Source organism: Mycobacterium sp. Soil_C_30 (assembly GCF_057656995.1).
The window spans coordinates 332,830-349,245 of sequence record NZ_JBDGJH010000004.1 but is presented as its reverse complement, the minus strand read 5'-3'; the positions used below and the strand labels follow the sequence as shown (position 1 = coordinate 349,245).

General features: G+C 68.0%; 16 protein-coding genes. 8 read left to right on the top strand and 8 right to left on the bottom strand.

All coding sequences use genetic code 11. The annotated features are described in order from the left end of the window. Position 1: 1 nt before the first annotated feature. From AC3A6P_RS09885 to nei2, 8 genes are all read left to right on the top strand, one after another. Complete coding sequence (locus AC3A6P_RS09885; protein ID WP_487691178.1) at positions 2–1,429, top strand: MSMEG_0567/sll0787 family protein; 1,428 nt, start codon at positions 2–4, stop codon at positions 1,427–1,429. Then, positions 1,426–2,310: a carbon-nitrogen hydrolase family protein gene (locus AC3A6P_RS09880; RefSeq protein ID WP_487691177.1), complete on the top strand. Its 885-nt coding sequence runs from the start codon at positions 1,426–1,428 to the stop codon at positions 2,308–2,310. The genes AC3A6P_RS09885 and AC3A6P_RS09880 overlap by 4 nt, the downstream gene beginning before the upstream one ends. Then, positions 2,303–2,599, top strand: a complete 297-nt coding sequence (locus AC3A6P_RS09875) for an MSMEG_0570 family nitrogen starvation response protein (RefSeq protein WP_487691175.1) — start codon at positions 2,303–2,305, stop codon at positions 2,597–2,599. The genes AC3A6P_RS09880 and AC3A6P_RS09875 overlap by 8 nt, the downstream gene beginning before the upstream one ends. Next, positions 2,596–3,849, top strand: coding sequence for an MSMEG_0569 family flavin-dependent oxidoreductase (locus AC3A6P_RS09870; RefSeq protein ID WP_487691173.1), 1,254 nt, complete (start codon positions 2,596–2,598; stop codon positions 3,847–3,849). The genes AC3A6P_RS09875 and AC3A6P_RS09870 overlap by 4 nt, the downstream gene beginning before the upstream one ends. Beyond that, the gene (locus AC3A6P_RS09865; RefSeq protein ID WP_487691172.1) at positions 3,846–4,691 is read left to right on the top strand and encodes a carbon-nitrogen hydrolase family protein; all 846 of its coding nucleotides are present in this window, start codon (positions 3,846–3,848) and stop codon (positions 4,689–4,691) included. The genes AC3A6P_RS09870 and AC3A6P_RS09865 overlap by 4 nt, the downstream gene beginning before the upstream one ends. Then, positions 4,691–5,782: an MSMEG_0565 family glycosyltransferase gene (locus AC3A6P_RS09860; protein ID WP_487691170.1), complete on the top strand. Its 1,092-nt coding sequence runs from the start codon at positions 4,691–4,693 to the stop codon at positions 5,780–5,782. The genes AC3A6P_RS09865 and AC3A6P_RS09860 overlap by 1 nt, the downstream gene beginning before the upstream one ends. A 244-nt stretch (positions 5,783–6,026) precedes the next feature. Continuing rightward, on the top strand, positions 6,027–6,374 hold the full coding sequence (locus AC3A6P_RS09855; RefSeq protein WP_487691168.1) for a hypothetical protein: 348 nt from the start codon (positions 6,027–6,029) through the stop codon (positions 6,372–6,374). Between the two features lie 58 nt (positions 6,375–6,432). Then, complete coding sequence (gene nei2, locus AC3A6P_RS09850) at positions 6,433–7,185, top strand: endonuclease VIII Nei2 (protein ID WP_487691166.1); 753 nt, start codon at positions 6,433–6,435, stop codon at positions 7,183–7,185. A 1-nt stretch (position 7,186) separates the two neighbouring features. Here the strand turns inward: nei2 and AC3A6P_RS09845 are convergent, their stop codons facing one another. The 8 genes from AC3A6P_RS09845 to AC3A6P_RS09810 form a co-directional block, all read right to left on the bottom strand. Then, complete coding sequence (locus AC3A6P_RS09845; RefSeq protein WP_487691165.1) at positions 7,187–8,527, bottom strand: NAD(P)-binding domain-containing protein; 1,341 nt, start codon at positions 8,525–8,527, stop codon at positions 7,187–7,189. A gap of 10 nt (positions 8,528–8,537) precedes the next feature. Beyond that, positions 8,538–10,847 (bottom strand): trimethylamine N-oxide demethylase, encoded by a 2,310-nt coding sequence (locus AC3A6P_RS09840; protein WP_487691163.1) that lies wholly within the window; start codon positions 10,845–10,847, stop codon positions 8,538–8,540. Positions 10,848–10,851: 4 nt separating this feature from the next. Beyond that, positions 10,852–11,244, bottom strand: a complete 393-nt coding sequence (locus tag AC3A6P_RS09835) for a cupin domain-containing protein (protein WP_487691162.1) — start codon at positions 11,242–11,244, stop codon at positions 10,852–10,854. 142 nt (positions 11,245–11,386) lie between these two features. Continuing rightward, positions 11,387–11,674: an RNA-binding protein gene (locus tag AC3A6P_RS09830; RefSeq protein WP_487691456.1), complete on the bottom strand. Its 288-nt coding sequence runs from the start codon at positions 11,672–11,674 to the stop codon at positions 11,387–11,389. Between the two features lie 90 nt (positions 11,675–11,764). Then, a complete protein-coding gene (locus AC3A6P_RS09825; protein WP_487691161.1) occupies positions 11,765–12,196 on the bottom strand; it encodes an MTB12 C-terminal domain-containing protein in 432 nt (143 codons plus the stop codon). Positions 12,197–12,283: 87 nt separating this feature from the next. Continuing rightward, complete coding sequence (locus AC3A6P_RS09820) at positions 12,284–13,144, bottom strand: pseudouridine synthase (protein ID WP_487691159.1); 861 nt, start codon at positions 13,142–13,144, stop codon at positions 12,284–12,286. Positions 13,145–13,151: 7 nt separating this feature from the next. Continuing rightward, positions 13,152–14,882: a glycerol-3-phosphate dehydrogenase/oxidase gene (locus AC3A6P_RS09815; RefSeq protein ID WP_487691157.1), complete on the bottom strand. Its 1,731-nt coding sequence runs from the start codon at positions 14,880–14,882 to the stop codon at positions 13,152–13,154. A 70-nt stretch (positions 14,883–14,952) separates the two neighbouring features. Further along, the gene (locus AC3A6P_RS09810; protein WP_487691155.1) at positions 14,953–16,365 is read right to left on the bottom strand and encodes an NAD(P)H-quinone dehydrogenase; all 1,413 of its coding nucleotides are present in this window, start codon (positions 16,363–16,365) and stop codon (positions 14,953–14,955) included. Positions 16,366–16,416 lie beyond the last annotated feature (51 nt).

The window sequence follows — 16,416 nt, the reverse complement described above, 5'->3', positions numbered from 1 at the left end:
GATGAGCGATTACACCCTGATGGCGCTGTTGTCCGGCGAGACCGCTGGTCTCCGACCGGACTACCTGATCACCACGCTCGCCGAGCAGCCAGACCGCGTGGCCGAAGACTACGCGGCACTACGCCACCACGTCTTCGTCGACCGGCAGCACCTGTTCGCGGCCACGGACCGCGACGACGCCGACGCCGATCCTGCCACCACGGTGCTGGTGGCGACCGACCCGCACGGACGCCTACTCGGCGGCGTTCGACTGGCGCCTGCCACCAGCCCCGACCTGGGTTGGTGGACCGGCAGCCGGCTGGTGCTCTCCCCTGAAGCCCGCGGTTCCGGCGTCGGCCGCGCTCTGGTCCGCGCCGCCTGCGCCTGGGTGGATGCCAACCACATCCTGCGGTTCGAGGCGACGGTGCAGCGGCGTTATGAGCCGATGTTCGCCGCCCTCGGGTGGGACTTGTTGGGCCACAACGAGCTCGGCGGGGCACCGCACAGCCGAATGCGCTGGCCCATCGACAGATTCGAGCGGCAGGCCAATTCCACCAAGGCACTTCTCGGCGACGTCCTGCGCCCGATCACCCACCACATGCCCGACCGCTTTCGCGGCGACGACGGTGTACCGGTCGGCGACTCGGGAATGATCGCCGCCTGCGATGCGATCATCCCGTCGATGGTCGCCCGCGATCCCGAGTGGGCCGGCTGGTGCGGAGTGCTGGTCAATCTCAACGACCTGGCCGCGATGGGCGCCACGGCGACCGGCCTGTTGGACGCGGTGGGCGCTCCCACCACCTCCCAGCTCACCCGCATCATCCGGGGGCTTGCCGCGGCCGCGCAGGCCTGGGGTGTGCCGGTACTCGGCGGCCACACCCAGGTCGGGGTTCCAGCGGCGCTGTCGGTCACCGCACTCGGACACACCACCCGCCCGGTGCCCGGCGGCGCTGCCCTACCAGGTGATGCGCTGACCGTCACCGCCGACCTGTCCGGAGGCTGGCGCCCCGGATACACCGGCCAGCAATGGGATTCGACGTCCCGGCGCGACGCGGCCGACCTGCGGCACCTCGCGGGCACCGTCGCCCGCACCCACCCTCATGCCGCCAAAGACGTCAGCATGGCCGGCCTGGTGGGCACCACCGGGATGATGGCCGAGGCCAGCGGCGTCACCGCCGAGATCACCGTCGCCGACATCCCCCGGCCCGGCGCCGCCCCCCTCGGGCAGTGGCTCAGCTGTTTCCCGGGTTTCGCGATGATCACCGCCGACCGACCGGGCCGCGCCGTCGTCGACCCGGGCCCTGCCACGTCGCGCACCTGCGGCAGCTTCTCCGCCCGCTCCACCGGGCCGCTGGTCACCCTCCGGTGGCCCGACGGCGAAACCACCACAGCCATCGCCGGCACCGTCACCGGTCTGGCACCCACCTCGTCACGTCAGGACATCTCATGAACGACACCGTGATCTCGGTTGCCGCCGCTGAATTCGGCCGCGACCTCGAACAATGCTTCGCCACCATCGGCGCACTGATCGACCAGGCCAGGGAACGTGGCTCACATCTGCTGGTGCTCCCCGAAGCGTGCCTGGGCGGATACCTGCCCAGCCTGGGCGGCGGCCAGGAGACCGAGGAAGAACGCGAACGCCGCCGCAAGGCACTGCCGCCCGCGTTCACCCTCGACGCCCCCGAGTTCAGCCGGCTACGTGCGATGGCCGGCGACCTGGTGATCACCCTCGGCTTCTGCGAGGCTGACGGCGAGAGTCGCTACAACGCCGCTGTGACCCTCACCGGCGACGGCATTCTGGGCGCCTACCGCAAAGTGCACCAGCCGCTGGGTGAGAACCTCTGCTACCAGGCCGGTTCCAGCTTCCAGGCGTTCGACACGCCGGTCGGCCGGATGGGCATGCAGATCTGCTACGACAAGGCCTTCCCCGAAGCCGCCCGCGCCCTGGCCCTCGACGGCGCCGAGATCATCACGTCCGTGTCGGCGTGGCCCACCGCACGCACCGCCACCGTCCCCAATCTCGAGGACGACCGCTGGAAGCACCGCTTCGACATCTTCGACGCCGCCCGCGCGCTGGAGAACCAGGTGGTGTGGGTGGCCTCCAACCAGGCCGGCACGTTCGGCTCGCTGCGCTTCGTGTGCAGCGCCAAGATCGTCGGGCCCGGCGGTGACACCCTGGCCACCACCGGGGTGGCACCCGGATTGGCCACGGCCGCAGTGGACATCAGCGAACGGATCGGGCTGGCCCGCGGCGGCGGGATGAATCACCTCGGTGACCGCCGGCCCGATGTGTACCGTTCGGCGACTGTCAGCGAGTGGGTCCATGCCTGAGATGACGTTCCAGATCCGCTGGCCCGACGGGGTGGTCCAGGACTGCTATTCACCGTCACTGGTGATGCACGACTTCTTCACCGAGAACGGCACATACGCGATCGACGACTTCATGTCCCGCGCGGTGACGGCGTTGACGCAGGCGAGCGAACGGGTCAAGGCCCGCTACGGCATGTATTGCACATCGGCGTCGGCGCAGATCGAGGCCCTGCAGCACAGCCGTGGAGGTTACCGCGACGGAAAGGTCACCGTCGTGAAGATGGTCCCCGGACGGGAGGCATTGGTATGAGCCACTATTCGGTGATCGTGATCGGCGCCGGTCAGGCGGGCCTGTCCATGAGTTGGCATCTGACCCGCGACGGTGTGGATCACGTGGTGCTGGAGAAGGATTCGATCGCCAGCGACTGGCGGGACCGCCGCTGGGACAACTTCACCCTGGTCACCCCGAACTGGCAGTGCGACCTGCCCGGGTTCCCCTACGACCGCGGCGATCCGCACGGATTCATGACCCGCGACGAGGTGTACCAGTTCGTTCAGGACTACGCCGCGTCATTCGATCCGCCGGTGCAGACCGGCGCGACGGTCACCGCCTTGACGCAGAACCCCGCGGGCGGCTTCGACGTGACCGTGCGGCGCGGCGCTGCCGTGGAGCTGCTGCACGGTGACCAGGTGGTGGTGGCCACCGGCGGATACCAGAAGCCGCGGCTGCCACGGATGGCCGAGCGGCTCGACCCTGCTCTGTTTCAGTTGCATTCGGCGGATTACCGGGGTTCCCACCAGCTTCCCGAGGGCGCGGTGCTGATCGTCGGCTCCGGGCAGTCCGGTGCCCAGATCGCCGAAGACCTGCACCTCGACGGCAGAGCCGTGCATCTGGTCACCGGGACGGCACCCCGGTGCGCCCGCTTCTACCGGGGCCGCGACTGTGTGGCCTGGCTTTCGGAGATGGGCACTTACGACGTTCCGATCGAGGCGCAGGCCGGCGGTGTGGCCAAGCGGGAGAACACCAATCACTACATGACCGGGCGCGGCGGCGGCCGCGATATCGACCTGCGGGCCTTTGCGCTGGAAGGCATGCGGCTGTACGGACGCCTGGCCTCGGCGACAGGCACGGACATCACCTTCGAACCCACCCTGTCGAGCAATCTCGATCACGCCGACTCCGTCGCCGACGGGATCAAGGACCTGATCGACGCCTACATCGAACGCGAAGGAATCGATGCGCCGACAGAAGAACGTTACGTCCCCGTGTGGCGGCCGGAAGCGGAGCCGAGGTCACTGGACCTGCAACAGGCGGGCATCACCTCGGTGATCTGGTGCGTCGGGTTCGCCACCGACTACTCGTGGCTGCGGGCCGGCGTGTTCGATGGGGAGGGCCACGTCTGCCACGACCGCGGCGTGACCTCGGTTCCCGGGTTGTACTTCCTGGGCCTGCCGTGGCTGCACACCTGGGGCTCGGGCCGGTTCGCCTCCGTGGGCCGCGACGCCGAGCACTTGTACAGCCAGATCGTGAGGGTCGGGCAGAAGTCGCGCGCGGCATGAGAATCGCCGCGATGGCAGCCCATTTCGGGCGTGACATCGAACGGTCGATGGACAAACTCGGCGGCATCATCGAACGACTCCGCGCCGAAGGCATCGACCTGCTGGTGCTACCGGATGCCACGTTGGGCGGCTACATCGGCAGCCTGTCCAATCCGTCGCCCGGCGAACGGCCGCCGGCGCTGTCTCCCGACGGCCCCGAACTGGCGGCGTTGTGCGCGCTGGCGGGCCCGATGACGGTCTGTGTGGGGTACACCGAACGGGGGCCCGGCGAACACGACTCCGTGGTCTACAACGCGGCGGCCTGCCTGTCCGGGGACGGGATACTCGGCAGGCACCGCAAGGTGCACCAGCCCGCCCAGGAGAGCCTGATCTACGCCGCCGGAGACAGCTTCGCGGCGTTCGACACGCCGGTCGGACGGATCGGGATGCTGATCGACTACGACAAGACCTTCCCCGAGTCGGCGCGCACGCTGGCCCTCGACGGCGCACAGGTGATCGCCGCCCTGTCGGCGTGGCCGGCCAGCGTCACCGACCGTGCGGCCCGGATGCCCAACGACCGGCAGGCCCGGCTGTTCGACCTCTACGACATGGCCCGTGCCGCCGAGAACCAGGTGGTCCTGGCGTCCTCGAACCTCACCGGCATCACCGGAACACTGCGGTTCCTCGGTCAAGCCAAGATCGTCGACCCCGGTGGCAACATCGTCGCCAAGACCTGGTCCAAGGGTGGCCTGGCCGTCGCCGACATCGACGTGGCCGCCGAGATCGCCCGGGCCAGAACGGTTCTGAACCACCTCCGGGAACGCCAGGTGGGCTCCTATCATCCGAGCCTGGTGCAGGGCTGATGCGTATCGCCCTGCTGACGTACTCGACCAAACCCCGTGGCGGCGTGGTCCACACGCTGGCACTGGCGGAGGCGCTGGCGCGCGCCGGGCACGACGTCACGGTGTGGACCCTGGGTCGTGGTGGCGACACGACCTTCTACCGCCCGGTGGACCCGGCCGTCGGCGTGGCGGCGGTGCCGTTCCCCACCGTTGACGGTGAGACGGTGGGTGCGCGGATCCTGCGGTCGATCGACGTGCTGCGGGACGCCTTCCACGACTCCGCCGAAGCCGGGTACCACGTCGTTCACGCCCAGGATTGCATCAGCGCCAATGCCGTGCAGCGCTGCGTCCGCACCGTGCATCACCTCGACACCTTCACCACCCCTGAGCTGGTGCGATGCCACGACCGGGCGATCACGCGGCCGTACGCACACATCTGCGTGTCGGCGGCGGTGGCCCGCGAGGTCACCGACGGCTGGGGCCTGCGGCCCACGGTGATCCCCAACGGCGTCGACTGGCGGCGGTTCTCGGCCGCGGACGGCACTCGATGGCGTCAGCGGTTCGGGCGGTACGTGCTGGCCGTCGGCGGCATCGAACCACGCAAGGGCAGCCTCGACCTTCTGGAAGCCTATGCGCTGCTGGGTGACCCGCAGATTCCCCTGGTGTTCGCCGGCGGGGAGACCTTGTTCGATTACCGCGACTACCGGGCCACCTTCGAGGCGCGGGCGCGCGAGTTGGGTGTCACCCCGGTGATGCTGGGCACCGTCGACGACACCGATATGCCGAGCTTGGTGGCGGGCGCGGCGGTCCTGCCGTTCCTGTCAGTCAAGGAAGGATTCGGGCTGGCCGCCATGGAGGCGCTGGCAGCTGGTGTGCCGGTGGTGGCGCGCGACCTGCCGGTACTGCGGGAGGTGTTCGACGACCAGGTCGAGTACGCCTCCGACGTGCCCGCGATGGCCGCCGCCCTGCGTCAGGCCCTCGACGGTTCGTACGCGTACCGAGCACCCTCCGGCAGCGCCCTGGCCCGCTCATACAGTTGGGACGCCGCGGCGGCCGCGCACATCCGGTTCTACGAACAGGTGCTACCGGATTCACAGAAACCTGGCAGGTAGGCCGCAGCTGGCGTCTATCCGCCAAGCTGGAAACTCACTGTGAACCAATTGGTTTGAGGCCTGACCAGCCGCGTCGGAACGCCCCGTTGTCGATTGGGTGCAAGTTGCCTGTGAGCATGTTGGGAACCCTCACTTCGGGACGCTGCCACCGGCGTATCGCCGGTAGCGTCCTGCGTGCGCAGTGTTGAGAACCTCAACAGCTGTCTGACACAAACGCCTGATGGCCGACACAACCGGAGGACCCATGACAAGTGCCAAGAAACTCACCGCTGTGGGGCTTGGTTCGTTCGCCGTCGCGGCCGCGTTCATGGGCCTCGGCAGTGCCGTCGCCAACGCCGACGTCGAAGAGGTGGCTCCCACGCCGCAGGTGACCAGCCGCCAGGCGCTGGTGGTCGATGACAACTCGCTGCGGGCCACCGCCATCGGTGAGGCCCGCGGTCTGGGTGAAAGCCGTAGCTCCGACGTCCAGGAGATCAACGCCCAAGGGGAGGTCAGGGACTCGGTGAAGGCCGTGCCCGGTACCACTGCGGCTCCGTTCAACCTGGAGGCCAACGGGTCGTTCGAGTTCTCCCCGCCCATCGGCGACTGGTGATCGGCTAGCACCCCAGCTTCTACCGGGACGGGCATGGCTTCGAGGTAGCGTCGAAGCCATGCCTGAGGGCGATACCGTCTTCCGTACTGCCGAGAAGTTGCGCGCCGCGCTGGTGGGTAAACCGCTGACCCGCTGCGATGTGCGGGTGCCACGTTTTGCTGCGGCCGACCTCACCGGTCAGGTGGTCGACGAGGTGCTGGCCCGGGGCAAGCACCTGTTCATCCGGGTCGGGACGGCCAGCATCCACTCCCACCTCAAGATGGATGGCAGCTGGCAGATCGGCAGGTTCCGCGGCCCCGCCTACAAGATCCGCATCATCCTCGGCACCGCCGACAGCGTCGCCTACGGCATCGATCTGGGCGTGCTGGAGATCCTCGACCGTGCTGAGGACATGGCGGCCGTCGCCCACCTGGGCCCCGACCTGTTGGGCGAGGATTGGTCCGCCGACACGGCCGCGGGCAATCTGCTTGCCGACCCGGACCGCCCACTGGCCGAAGCGCTGTTGGACCAGCGCAACCTCGCCGGCGTCGGCAACGTATACGCCAACGAGCTGTCGTTCCTGTTCGGCGTGCGCCCGTCCGCACCGGTGCGCGACGTCGCCGATCCGCTCCGTCTGGTGACCCGGGCCCAGAAGATGCTCTGGGCCAACAGATCCCGTGTCAACCGCACCACCACCGGCAATACCCGCCGCAACGAAGACCTCTGGGTGTACGGCCGCGGCGGCGAGCCGTGCCGGCGATGCGGCACGCCCATCTCCAGGGACGCCGACGGCGACCGGGTCACCTACTGGTGTCCCAGTTGCCAGCGCTGACTCAGGGTTGGCGCAGGAACGCCGCCGAACTGTCGTCGAGTTCATCCCACCACGGCGTATGGTGCACCGGCGCGACGGTGCCGGTGCACGGTGACGAGAACGCCTTGTCCCGGTAGCCGGTGATGCTCTCGTCCTTGTCGTGCTCCCAGGTGACGAAGTGCTGCCGCACCAAGTCGAGATCGAACGCCGCGTAGTCGGTGTGGGTGATCAGCTCACGGACGTAGTCGGTCTGGAAGTCGATTTGTTCGGTCGGATTGGTCAGGGTGGCCAATCGGGCCAACCACCCGGCGATGTCGGCGGCCATCACCTCTGCGGCCGGGATCTCCACCCGTCCCAGCACCACGTCGCGGGCGAAGAGCGCTTGCGGGTCGAACATGTTGAACGTGTAGAACTGGTCTTGCATCCCGAGATACAGGAGCTTCGGGTTGGCCGTCCACACCACGCCCTTGTAGAGACCGCCGGGGTACAGGTTGTTCGGAGTGGTCAGCGTGAGATCCGGCGCCAGGAACGGGAAGTGGTGCTGGTAGCCCGTACACAGCACGATCGCGTCGACATCGCGGGACGTGCCGTCGGCGAAGTGCGCGGTGCGGCCCTCGACGTGCTGCAGCGCGGGCACCTCGTCGATGCCCTCGGGCCATCCGAAGCCCATCGGGTTGTGGCGGTAGGCGATGGTCACCGACTTCGCACCGTACTTGCGTGACTGCAGCGCGATGTCCTCGGCCGAGTAGCTGCTGCCGAGCACCAGCAGGTCCTTACCGGTGAACTCGCAGGCGTCACGGAAGTCGTGGGAGTGCAGGATGCGCCCCGGGAATGTCTGGAAGCCAGGGTATTCGGGGACATGCGGGGTGGAGAAGTGTCCCGAGGCCACGATGACGAAGTCGAATTGCTCGGTGCGCAGCGCGCGGTCCTCGAAGGACTCGACGGTGACGCTGAACAGTCCGGTGTCCTCGGCGAAGCTCACCTGCCGGACCGCGGTGTCGAACCGGATGAACTGTCGCACATTGCTTTTCTTGGCCCGACCGGTGATGTAGTCGAACAGCACCTCACGAGGAGGGAACGACGGGATGGGGGCGCCGAAATGCTCGTCGAAGGTGTAGTCGGCAAGTTCCAGGCACTCCTTGGGGCCGTTGGACCACAGGTAGCGGTACATGCTCCCGTGGGCGGGGTCGCCGTGCTCATCGAGCCCGGTACGCCAGGAGTAATTCCACAGCCCGCCCCAGTCGCTCTGCTTCTCGAAGCACACCACCTCACCCACATCGACCCCGTCGGCGCGGGCGAGTTCGAAAGCGTGTAGCTGCGCCAGCCCACAGGGGCCGGCTCCGATGATGGCGGTACGGGTCATGGGCACTCTCCTAGGATCGGGGCCGGGTCTTGTCGGGGTCGTAGAACGGGAACCGGACAACGGTGGCCGGGAGACGTTTGCGGAAGCCGTCGAGCTTGCCGACCTCGACGGCTGTGCCTGGTTCGGCGTACTGAACAGCGATGCGGCACAGCGCGATACTGGCGCCCAGGACAGGTGAGCGGACTCCGCTGGTGACCACCCCGACCTGGCTGCGGCCCACGTGGACGCAGTCACCGTGCCCGGCGGTCTCGTTGCCGTCGAGCAGCAGACCCACCAGAACCCGTTGCGGATGAGCCTTGCGTTCCACGAGGGCGGCCCGGCCCAGGAAGTCATCGGTCTTGGATTTCAACGGGACGGTGAACCCGATTCCGGCTTCGAAAGGGTCTGTCTGGTCATCGAACTCGGTGCCCTTGGCGACCAGGCCGGCTTCCACCCGCAGCATCTCCAACGCGTCGAGACCCAGCGGTGCCAGTCCGTACGGCTGCCCCGCCGTCCACACCGCGTCCCACGCCGCCATGGCGTCGTGCGGGTGTGCCCACACTTCGTAACCGAGTTCGCCGGTGTATCCGGTGCGCGACACCAGCACCGGCGCACCGTCCGGGCCGCCGAGGCGCCCGATCAGGAACCGGAACCAGCCGAGCTCGCGCAGCGTGGGCTGGGTCGGCGGGGTCCAGATGACATCGGCGAGCAGCTCACGGCTCACCGGACCCTGTACCGCGATGTTGTGCAGCTGATCACTGGAGTCTTTGATCCAGACCCGGTCGAGGCCGCGGCGGCTCGCCTGCTCGCGCAACCACTCGCCGTCGTAGGGGTCACCACCGACGAATCGGAAGTTGTTGTCGCCCAGCCGGAAGACCGTGCAGTCGTCGACCATACCGCCAGCTTCATTGCACATCGCGGAGTAGACCACCTGCCCGCGGGACAGCCTGCGGACATCCCGGGTCAGGGTGGCCTGCAGCAGTGTCTCCGCGTCGGGTCCGAGCACTTCGTACTTACGCAACGCCGACAGGTCCATCACCGCGGCGCGTTCCCGGCACGCCCAGTACTCCTGCTGAGCGCCGACGTTGTCGAAGCTGCTCGGCAACCAGTATCCGACGTACTCGGTGAACTGCCGGGTCAGCGCCTCGGTACGAGGCGCGAAGGCGGTCCTCTTGGTGAGGACGGTCTCGGCATCCGGGGTGACACGGTGGCCGATGGCCACGGAGAACCTCCTGGTCGAATCGTAAACCCGCACATGAACATCGGTGGGTAGCCAGCCATTGGCGGGGTCTATGTCGTCGGGGCAGGCCGACGAGGCGCACACCAGATCCGAGCTTGCTCGCAGCAACACGTAGTCGCCGGGACGCGACCACGGCTCGTCCATCACCAGCTGATGCGCGGCGTCGAAAGCAGTGTTGTAGAACAGGTTCAGCGCCGGCCAGCCGGTGCGGCGGGCCACCCCGTAGCCCGCCAGTGCCGCGTTGAAGTTGTCGGTGCAGTTGACATGGCCCGGATAGCCCATGTCGGCGTAGTACTTTGCGTTGCACGCCAATCCGAAGGTGTCGTGGCGGCCCACCGTGTCGCGCACCACCTCGACCAGTGCCCGCCCACGGGCATCGAAGAACTTGCCGTGCAGACCCGGTTGTGGATAGGCGCCGCCGATCAGTGTTCGGGTGGTGGTGGCGTCCAGGCCGTATTCGGCGCCGTCCTGCAATGCCCGGGCATCGAAGGCCAGAAAGTCCGAACACTGCCGGCCCTCGACGTCGATGATCTGGATGAACTGCCCTTCCCGCACCTGGTAGTCGCACGCGGTGGAGGCATCGATACGCAGGTCCAGCAGCGGTTCGGCCAGTGGCGGTGGCAACTCCACCGCGGGCGGCCGGTTCGGCTCGGCGCGGCGCACCTCGACCCACAGTTCCGAGGGCGGGTTGGGTTCGGCGCTGTCGAGGCGCATCGGTGTGGCGGGCGCCGCCAGCAGCAGTACCGCGGTGTCCTCGACGGGGAGATGCACCCGGGCGCCGGGAGCGGTGTGCCCGCCGAACATCCGGGTGGCTGCAGCCTCGCCCGGGAGGACCCCGTGCTGGGCCAACATCCGCAGAATGCGTTGCGCGGCGAAGCCTTCCTCGTCGTCGCCGGCGGCGAGTTCCCGCAGCACACTCGCGGGTGCGTCGGGCCGGGCATCCGGTACCGCGCGCGGATTCACCGACAGCACCGTCAGCTCGGCCGGCTGACGGCCGAACCGGTCGATGACATCGATCGCATCGCCGGGAAACACTCGCAGGGCGGTGACCGACCCGGGCTGTACCCGGTAGGTCTCCACGACGGGCGCGGACAGCGTCACGGCGCTAGGGCGCAAACGAACGGTATCCGACGTAGAACGCCAGCGCTCGATCCGGTGTCGAGAACAGGATCCTCGAGCCCTTGGGGAAGAAGATGGCGTCCTTGGCTTTGGCGGTCTGCACCTGGCCGGTATCGACGTTCTCGAGCCGGAACTCGCCCTCGAGAACCACCTTCATCTCGTCGTAATCGTAGAAGTAGTCCAGCGGTGCGTCGGTGTTCCGGAGTTCGAAGTAGCCGGAGCACATCGGTACGCCGTCGGGATTGACGTAGACGTCGTCGATGAATCCTTCAGTGCCCGGGTATTTCTCGAGCGACATCTGCGGCAGCTCGCGCCAGAAATCGGACGTCACCCTGAACTCGGGACCTGCGTCGGTGGTCGTTGGAACGGTGTCGGTCATGCCGTCTCCCCTCATCCTCTGTGGTGAAACAGAGGGTAATCGGAGGAAACGCGAACCTGGTTACCGCGAGATTAACGCAGGTAACCATGCGCGACGACACGCCGGCACCGCACAGGGGTTCGCCGCTCGACGACAACGCGGCTCAGATACAGCCACTCACGCTGATCCGCCGCCCCACGTTCGCGCAGACGTTCACATTCGGCGCCGGTGGGACATACACCGGCGGCGGCGGTGGGGGTGGTGGGGGCGGCGGCGCACCGGGTGGAGGAGGTGGCGGCGGAGGCGGGGGCGGCGGCGTCACGTAATTCCATTCGGACAGTGGGTCCGAGCAACCGCTCACGTCCACGAAACGGCCACCGATCGACCCGCAGATCGCCTGCGCCGATGGGGCTGTCACAACAGCGGTACCGACGCTCACCCCGATCACCATCACCGCAGCAGCGGAGTGAACCAGCCTGGGCAACATGCCCCCATGGTCGGACAAACGGGCGTGTCTTGGCGCCCGTTTGTCCAAAATGGGTCAGACCGTGCAGGTGGTGCCGGCGACCTGGGTGGCGATCACACAGGCGGACGGGTTGCTCAGCTTCCAGGCGCCGTCCTGGTTGACCCAGTAGATCTGGTGGGTCTTGGTACCGAAGATCGGAATGGTGACGGCCAGCTGCGCGTCCACCTGGTCACCGTTGAGCGCCGCGTTCTCGACCCGCCACGACATCATCGAGCTGTACTGGTCGATGACGCCGGCAATGTTGTTGGCGGTGGGCACGGCAGCCAGCCCGCCCTGCAACTCGCCGGCCCGTTCCTGGTCGCTGAGGCCCCGGTTGAGCACCTTCTGCAGCTGCGACTGCAGCTGATCACTCGATGGCGTCGGTGGCAACGGCTCAGCGCTGGCGGCACCGGCGCCCATAAACGCACCGGCCATCAGAACTGTCATCGCACTCAACGCCGTCCGCATGTTCACAACCTTCTCTCAGCAATTAGGGCCCCTAACCAGACCACTTCCCGAGATCCCGCACAAGAGCTACGGTCGGCGCCGCGAGTGTCAACCCAGCGTGCGGTCGCTGACGAACCGGCGCGGCGCTCCGGTGAGCGGGTCGTCGAACTCCAAGGCCTGAGCCAGCAGCTGTAGCGGTGTGCTGAAGTCGTCGGCGGCGACGTCGATGATGTTCGGGTACAGAGGATCACCGGCGATGGGGACACCGATGGACGTCATGTGCACCCGGAGCTGATGCGTGCGCCCGGTATGCGGTGTCAGCCGATATCGTTGCCCGCCAAGATGTTCCACCAAAGTCTCGGCGTTCGGCTCCCCTGGCTCTTGCACCGCCTGCAGGCGGCCACGGTATTTCGTGATCCTGCTGCGCAGCACGGTCGGCAGGGCGACAGTCGGAACACCTTGCGCCACAGCGTGATACGTCTTGGACACCTGACCGCGGGCGAACATGGTCTGGTAGGGCCCCCGCAACTCACGCCGACACGTGAACAACAGCACCCCCGCGGTCAACCGGTCCAGCCGATGGGCCGGACTGAGCTCCGGCAACCCCAGCGAGCGGCGCAGCCGCACCACCGCGGTCTGCGCCACGTGACGGCCCCGCGGCATGGTCGCCAAGAAGTGCGGCTTGTCGATCACCACCAGATCGTCGTCGCGGTAGAGCACCGGAATGTCGAACGGCACCTCGACCTCGTCGGGCAGATCCCGGTACAGGTAGACGGACGCGCCCGGCGGCAGCACCGTGCCTACAGTCACCACAGTGCCGTCGGCGTCGACCACCTCGCCGGCGAGCACCTTGTGCGCCGCCGCCTCACCGAACCGAGAGGCCAACTCCACCAGCACCGCTCCCCCACGCAACGTGATCCGCGTCGGCCCCAGGCCGTCACGATCGGGAAGCGGTGCCTGCCTTGTCAATACCGACTCAATTGAGTGGCACGGGCTCGAGGATCTCGGCTCGCGCCTCGGGTGCTGCGGCCCGCAGCGCGTCCGCGGAAGCGTCGTCCGGCTGGGTCTGCGACAACACCTCGGCCTCCACCCGCGCGATGTAGGTGGCCACCTCGCGGTCGACGTCCTCGGCACTCCACCCCAGGATCGGGGCCACCACCTCGGCCACCTCGCGGGCGCAGTCCACCCCCCGGTGCGGGTACTCGATCGAGATCCGCATCCGCCGCGCCAGGATGTCCTCCAGGTGCAGCGCCCCCTCGGCCGCGGCGCCGTACGCCGCCTCCACCTTCAGGTACACCGGCGCCTCGGTGATCGGCTCCAACAGCTCCGGGCGGTCCACCGCCAGGGCCAGCACCTCGTCGATCAATGAGCCGTAGCGGTCCAGCAGGTGGCGCACCCGGTAGGGATGCAGGCCGAACCGGGCACCGACGTGCTCGGTCTGATTGATCAGCGCGAAGTACCCGTCGGCGCCCACCAGCGGCACCTTCTCGGTGATCGAGGTCGCCACCCGCGCCGGAATGTATTCTGCGGCAGCATCGATGGCGTCATCGGCCATCACCCGGTAGGTGGTGTACTTGCCGCCGGCGATCGCCACCAGACCCGGGGCGGGTGAGGCAACGGCGTGCTCGCGCGACAGCTTGGAGGTCTCCTCGCTCTCCCCCGCCAGCAGCGGACGCAGACCCGCGTACACCCCGTCGATGTCGTCGTGGGTCAGCGGCGTGGCCAGCACACCGTTGACGGTGCCCAGGATGTAGTCGATATCGGCTTTGGTGGCCGCCGGATGGGCGAGGTCGAGGTTCCAGTCGGTGTCGGTGGTCCCGATGATCCAGTGCGTCCCCCACGGGATGACGAACAACACCGACTTCTCGGTGCGCAGGATGATCGCCACCTCGCTGACGATCCGGTCGCGCGGCACCACGATGTGCACACCCTTGGAGGCGCGCACCCGGAACCGGCCGCGTTGTTTGGACAGCGCCTGGATCTCGTCGGTCCACACCCCGGTCGCGTTGACCACGACGTGCCCACGCACCTCGGTGACCGCGCCGTCCTCGGAATCGCGGATGCGCACGCCGACCACCCGGTCGCCCTCGCGCAGCAGCGAGATCACCTGGGTGGAGGTGCGCACCACAGCGCCGTAATGGGCGGCGGTGCGGGCCACGGTCATGGTGTGGCGGGCGTCGTCGACGACGGTGTCGTAGTACCGGATGCCGCCGATCAGCGAACTGCGCTTCAACCCCGGCGCCAGCCGCAGCGCACCCGACTTGGTGAGGTGTTTCTGCGCGGGCACCGACTTGGCGCCACCGAGCTGGTCGTAGAGGAAGATGCCCGCCGCGATGTAGGGCCGCTCCCACACCCGGTTGGTCAGGGGGAACAGGAACGGCAGCGGCTTGACCAGGTGCGGCGCCAATGTCGTCAACGACAGCTCGCGTTCGTGCAGTGCCTCACGCACCAGGCCGAACTCCAGCTGCTCGAGGTAGCGCAATCCGCCGTGGAACATCTTCGAGGACCGGCTCGAGGTACCCGAGGCGAAGTCGCGGGCCTCGACCAGCGCCACCCTCAAGCCCCGGGTCGCGGCGTCCAGGGCGCTGCCGGCACCGACCACGCCGCCACCGATCACCACGACGTCGAACTGTTCGCTGCCCAGGCGGTCCCACGCACGCGCCCGTTGCCGGGGGTTCAGGAAGGAGTCTGACTGGTCGTCGCTCACCCAGCCCACCCTAGCGATCTCGGCGCGCTGATAACCGCTCAGCGGTTGTGAGCGCGCCGAAACCCCTACTTCAGTCGAGGTCGTCGTGGGCCATCAGGCGGCGAGCTGCCTCCACGATCGACCCGGACAGCGACGGGTACACCGAGAGCGTCTGCGCCAGATCCGTGACCGAGATCCGGTTCTGCACGGCCAGCGCGATGGGCAGGATCAGCTCGGAGGCGATGGGCGCCACCACCACACCGCCGATCACCACGCCGGTGGCCGGCCGGCAGAAGATCTTGACGAAACCGTGCCGCAGCAGGCTCATCTTCGCGCGCGCGTTGGTGTTCAGCGGCAGCATGATGGTGCGCGCGGGCACACTGCCGTCGTCGATCGCGGTCTGCGGGATCCCGACGGCGGCGATCTCCGGGCGGGTGAACGTCGCCGAGGCGACGGTGCGCAACCGGATCGGCGCCACCCCCTCACCGAGCGCGTGGTACATCGCGATGCGGCCCTGCATGGCCGCCACCGATGCCAGCGGCAGCAGACCGGTGCAGTCGCCGGCGGCGTAGATGCCCGACGCCGGGGTGCGCGACACCCGGTCCACCGGGATGTAGCCGCCGGGTTTGAGCTCCACGCCGACGCGCTCGAGACCGAGGCCTTGGGTGTTGGGGACGGAGCCGACCGTCATCAACGCGTGGCTGCCGTCGACGACGCGGCCGTCGGCCATCGCCACGCGCACCCCGGTCTCGGTGCGGGTCACCGCCTGCGCGCGGGCGTTCTTGACCAACGTCACACCACGTTCGTTGAACACCTCCTCGAGCGCGGCGGCGGCGTCACTGTCCTCGTGCGGCAGGATCTGGTCACGGCTGGCGACGACGGTGACGTTGACGCCCAGTTCGGTGTAGGCGTTGCAGAACTCAGCACCGGTGACACCCGAACCCACGATGATCAGGTGCTGCGGCAACTCGGTGAGCTCATAGAGCTGACGCCAGGTCAGGATCCGCTCGCCGTCGGGGACCGCGTTGGGCAGCACGCGCGGGCTGGCACCTGTGGCGATGAGGACGATATCGGCCTTCAACACCCCGGTCTTGCCGTCGGGGGTGGTGACCTTTACCCGGTGGTGCGCCATCCCGGCCACGTCGTCCACCAACTCGCCGCGGCCACCGATGATGGTGACGCCCTGGTTGAGCAACTGCGAGCCGATATCGGCCGACTGCGACCGGGCCAGCGTCTTCACCCGGTTGTTGATCTGGCTGAGTTCGATCTTGGCGGCGTCGATGCCGATGTCGTAGCCGAGGCCCTCGGCGCGGCGCAGTTCGGTGCGCACACCGGTCGAGGCGATGAACGTCTTCGACGGCACACAGTCGAAGAGCACACACGCACCACCGAGTCCGTCGGAGTCGACGACGGTGACCTGCACTTCCGGACCACGGGCTGCGGCGACCAGGGCCGCTTCATATCCGGCGGGGCCCCCGCCGATGATCACGATGCGCGTTGGCACGGCTCAAACCTAGTCGCGCGACGCCACGCGCACCGTTTCGGGTCGACTCCT

Coding starts and splice junctions, on each gene's coding strand:
- AC3A6P_RS09885 (WP_487691178.1), top strand. CDS start 2: ATGAGCGATTACACCCTGATGGCGCTGTTGTCCGGCGAGACCGCTGGT.
- AC3A6P_RS09880 (WP_487691177.1), top strand. CDS start 1,426: ATGAACGACACCGTGATCTCGGTTGCCGCCGCTGAATTCGGCCGCGAC.
- AC3A6P_RS09875 (WP_487691175.1), top strand. CDS start 2,303: ATGCCTGAGATGACGTTCCAGATCCGCTGGCCCGACGGGGTGGTCCAG.
- AC3A6P_RS09870 (WP_487691173.1), top strand. CDS start 2,596: ATGAGCCACTATTCGGTGATCGTGATCGGCGCCGGTCAGGCGGGCCTG.
- AC3A6P_RS09865 (WP_487691172.1), top strand. CDS start 3,846: ATGAGAATCGCCGCGATGGCAGCCCATTTCGGGCGTGACATCGAACGG.
- AC3A6P_RS09860 (WP_487691170.1), top strand. CDS start 4,691: ATGCGTATCGCCCTGCTGACGTACTCGACCAAACCCCGTGGCGGCGTG.
- AC3A6P_RS09855 (WP_487691168.1), top strand. CDS start 6,027: ATGACAAGTGCCAAGAAACTCACCGCTGTGGGGCTTGGTTCGTTCGCC.
- nei2 (WP_487691166.1), top strand. CDS start 6,433: ATGCCTGAGGGCGATACCGTCTTCCGTACTGCCGAGAAGTTGCGCGCC.
- AC3A6P_RS09845 (WP_487691165.1), bottom strand. CDS start 8,527: ATGACCCGTACCGCCATCATCGGAGCCGGCCCCTGTGGGCTGGCGCAG.
- AC3A6P_RS09835 (WP_487691162.1), bottom strand. CDS start 11,244: ATGACCGACACCGTTCCAACGACCACCGACGCAGGTCCCGAGTTCAGG.
- AC3A6P_RS09830 (WP_487691456.1), bottom strand. CDS start 11,674: ATGGTGATCGGGGTGAGCGTCGGTACCGCTGTTGTGACAGCCCCATCG.
- AC3A6P_RS09825 (WP_487691161.1), bottom strand. CDS start 12,196: ATGCGGACGGCGTTGAGTGCGATGACAGTTCTGATGGCCGGTGCGTTT.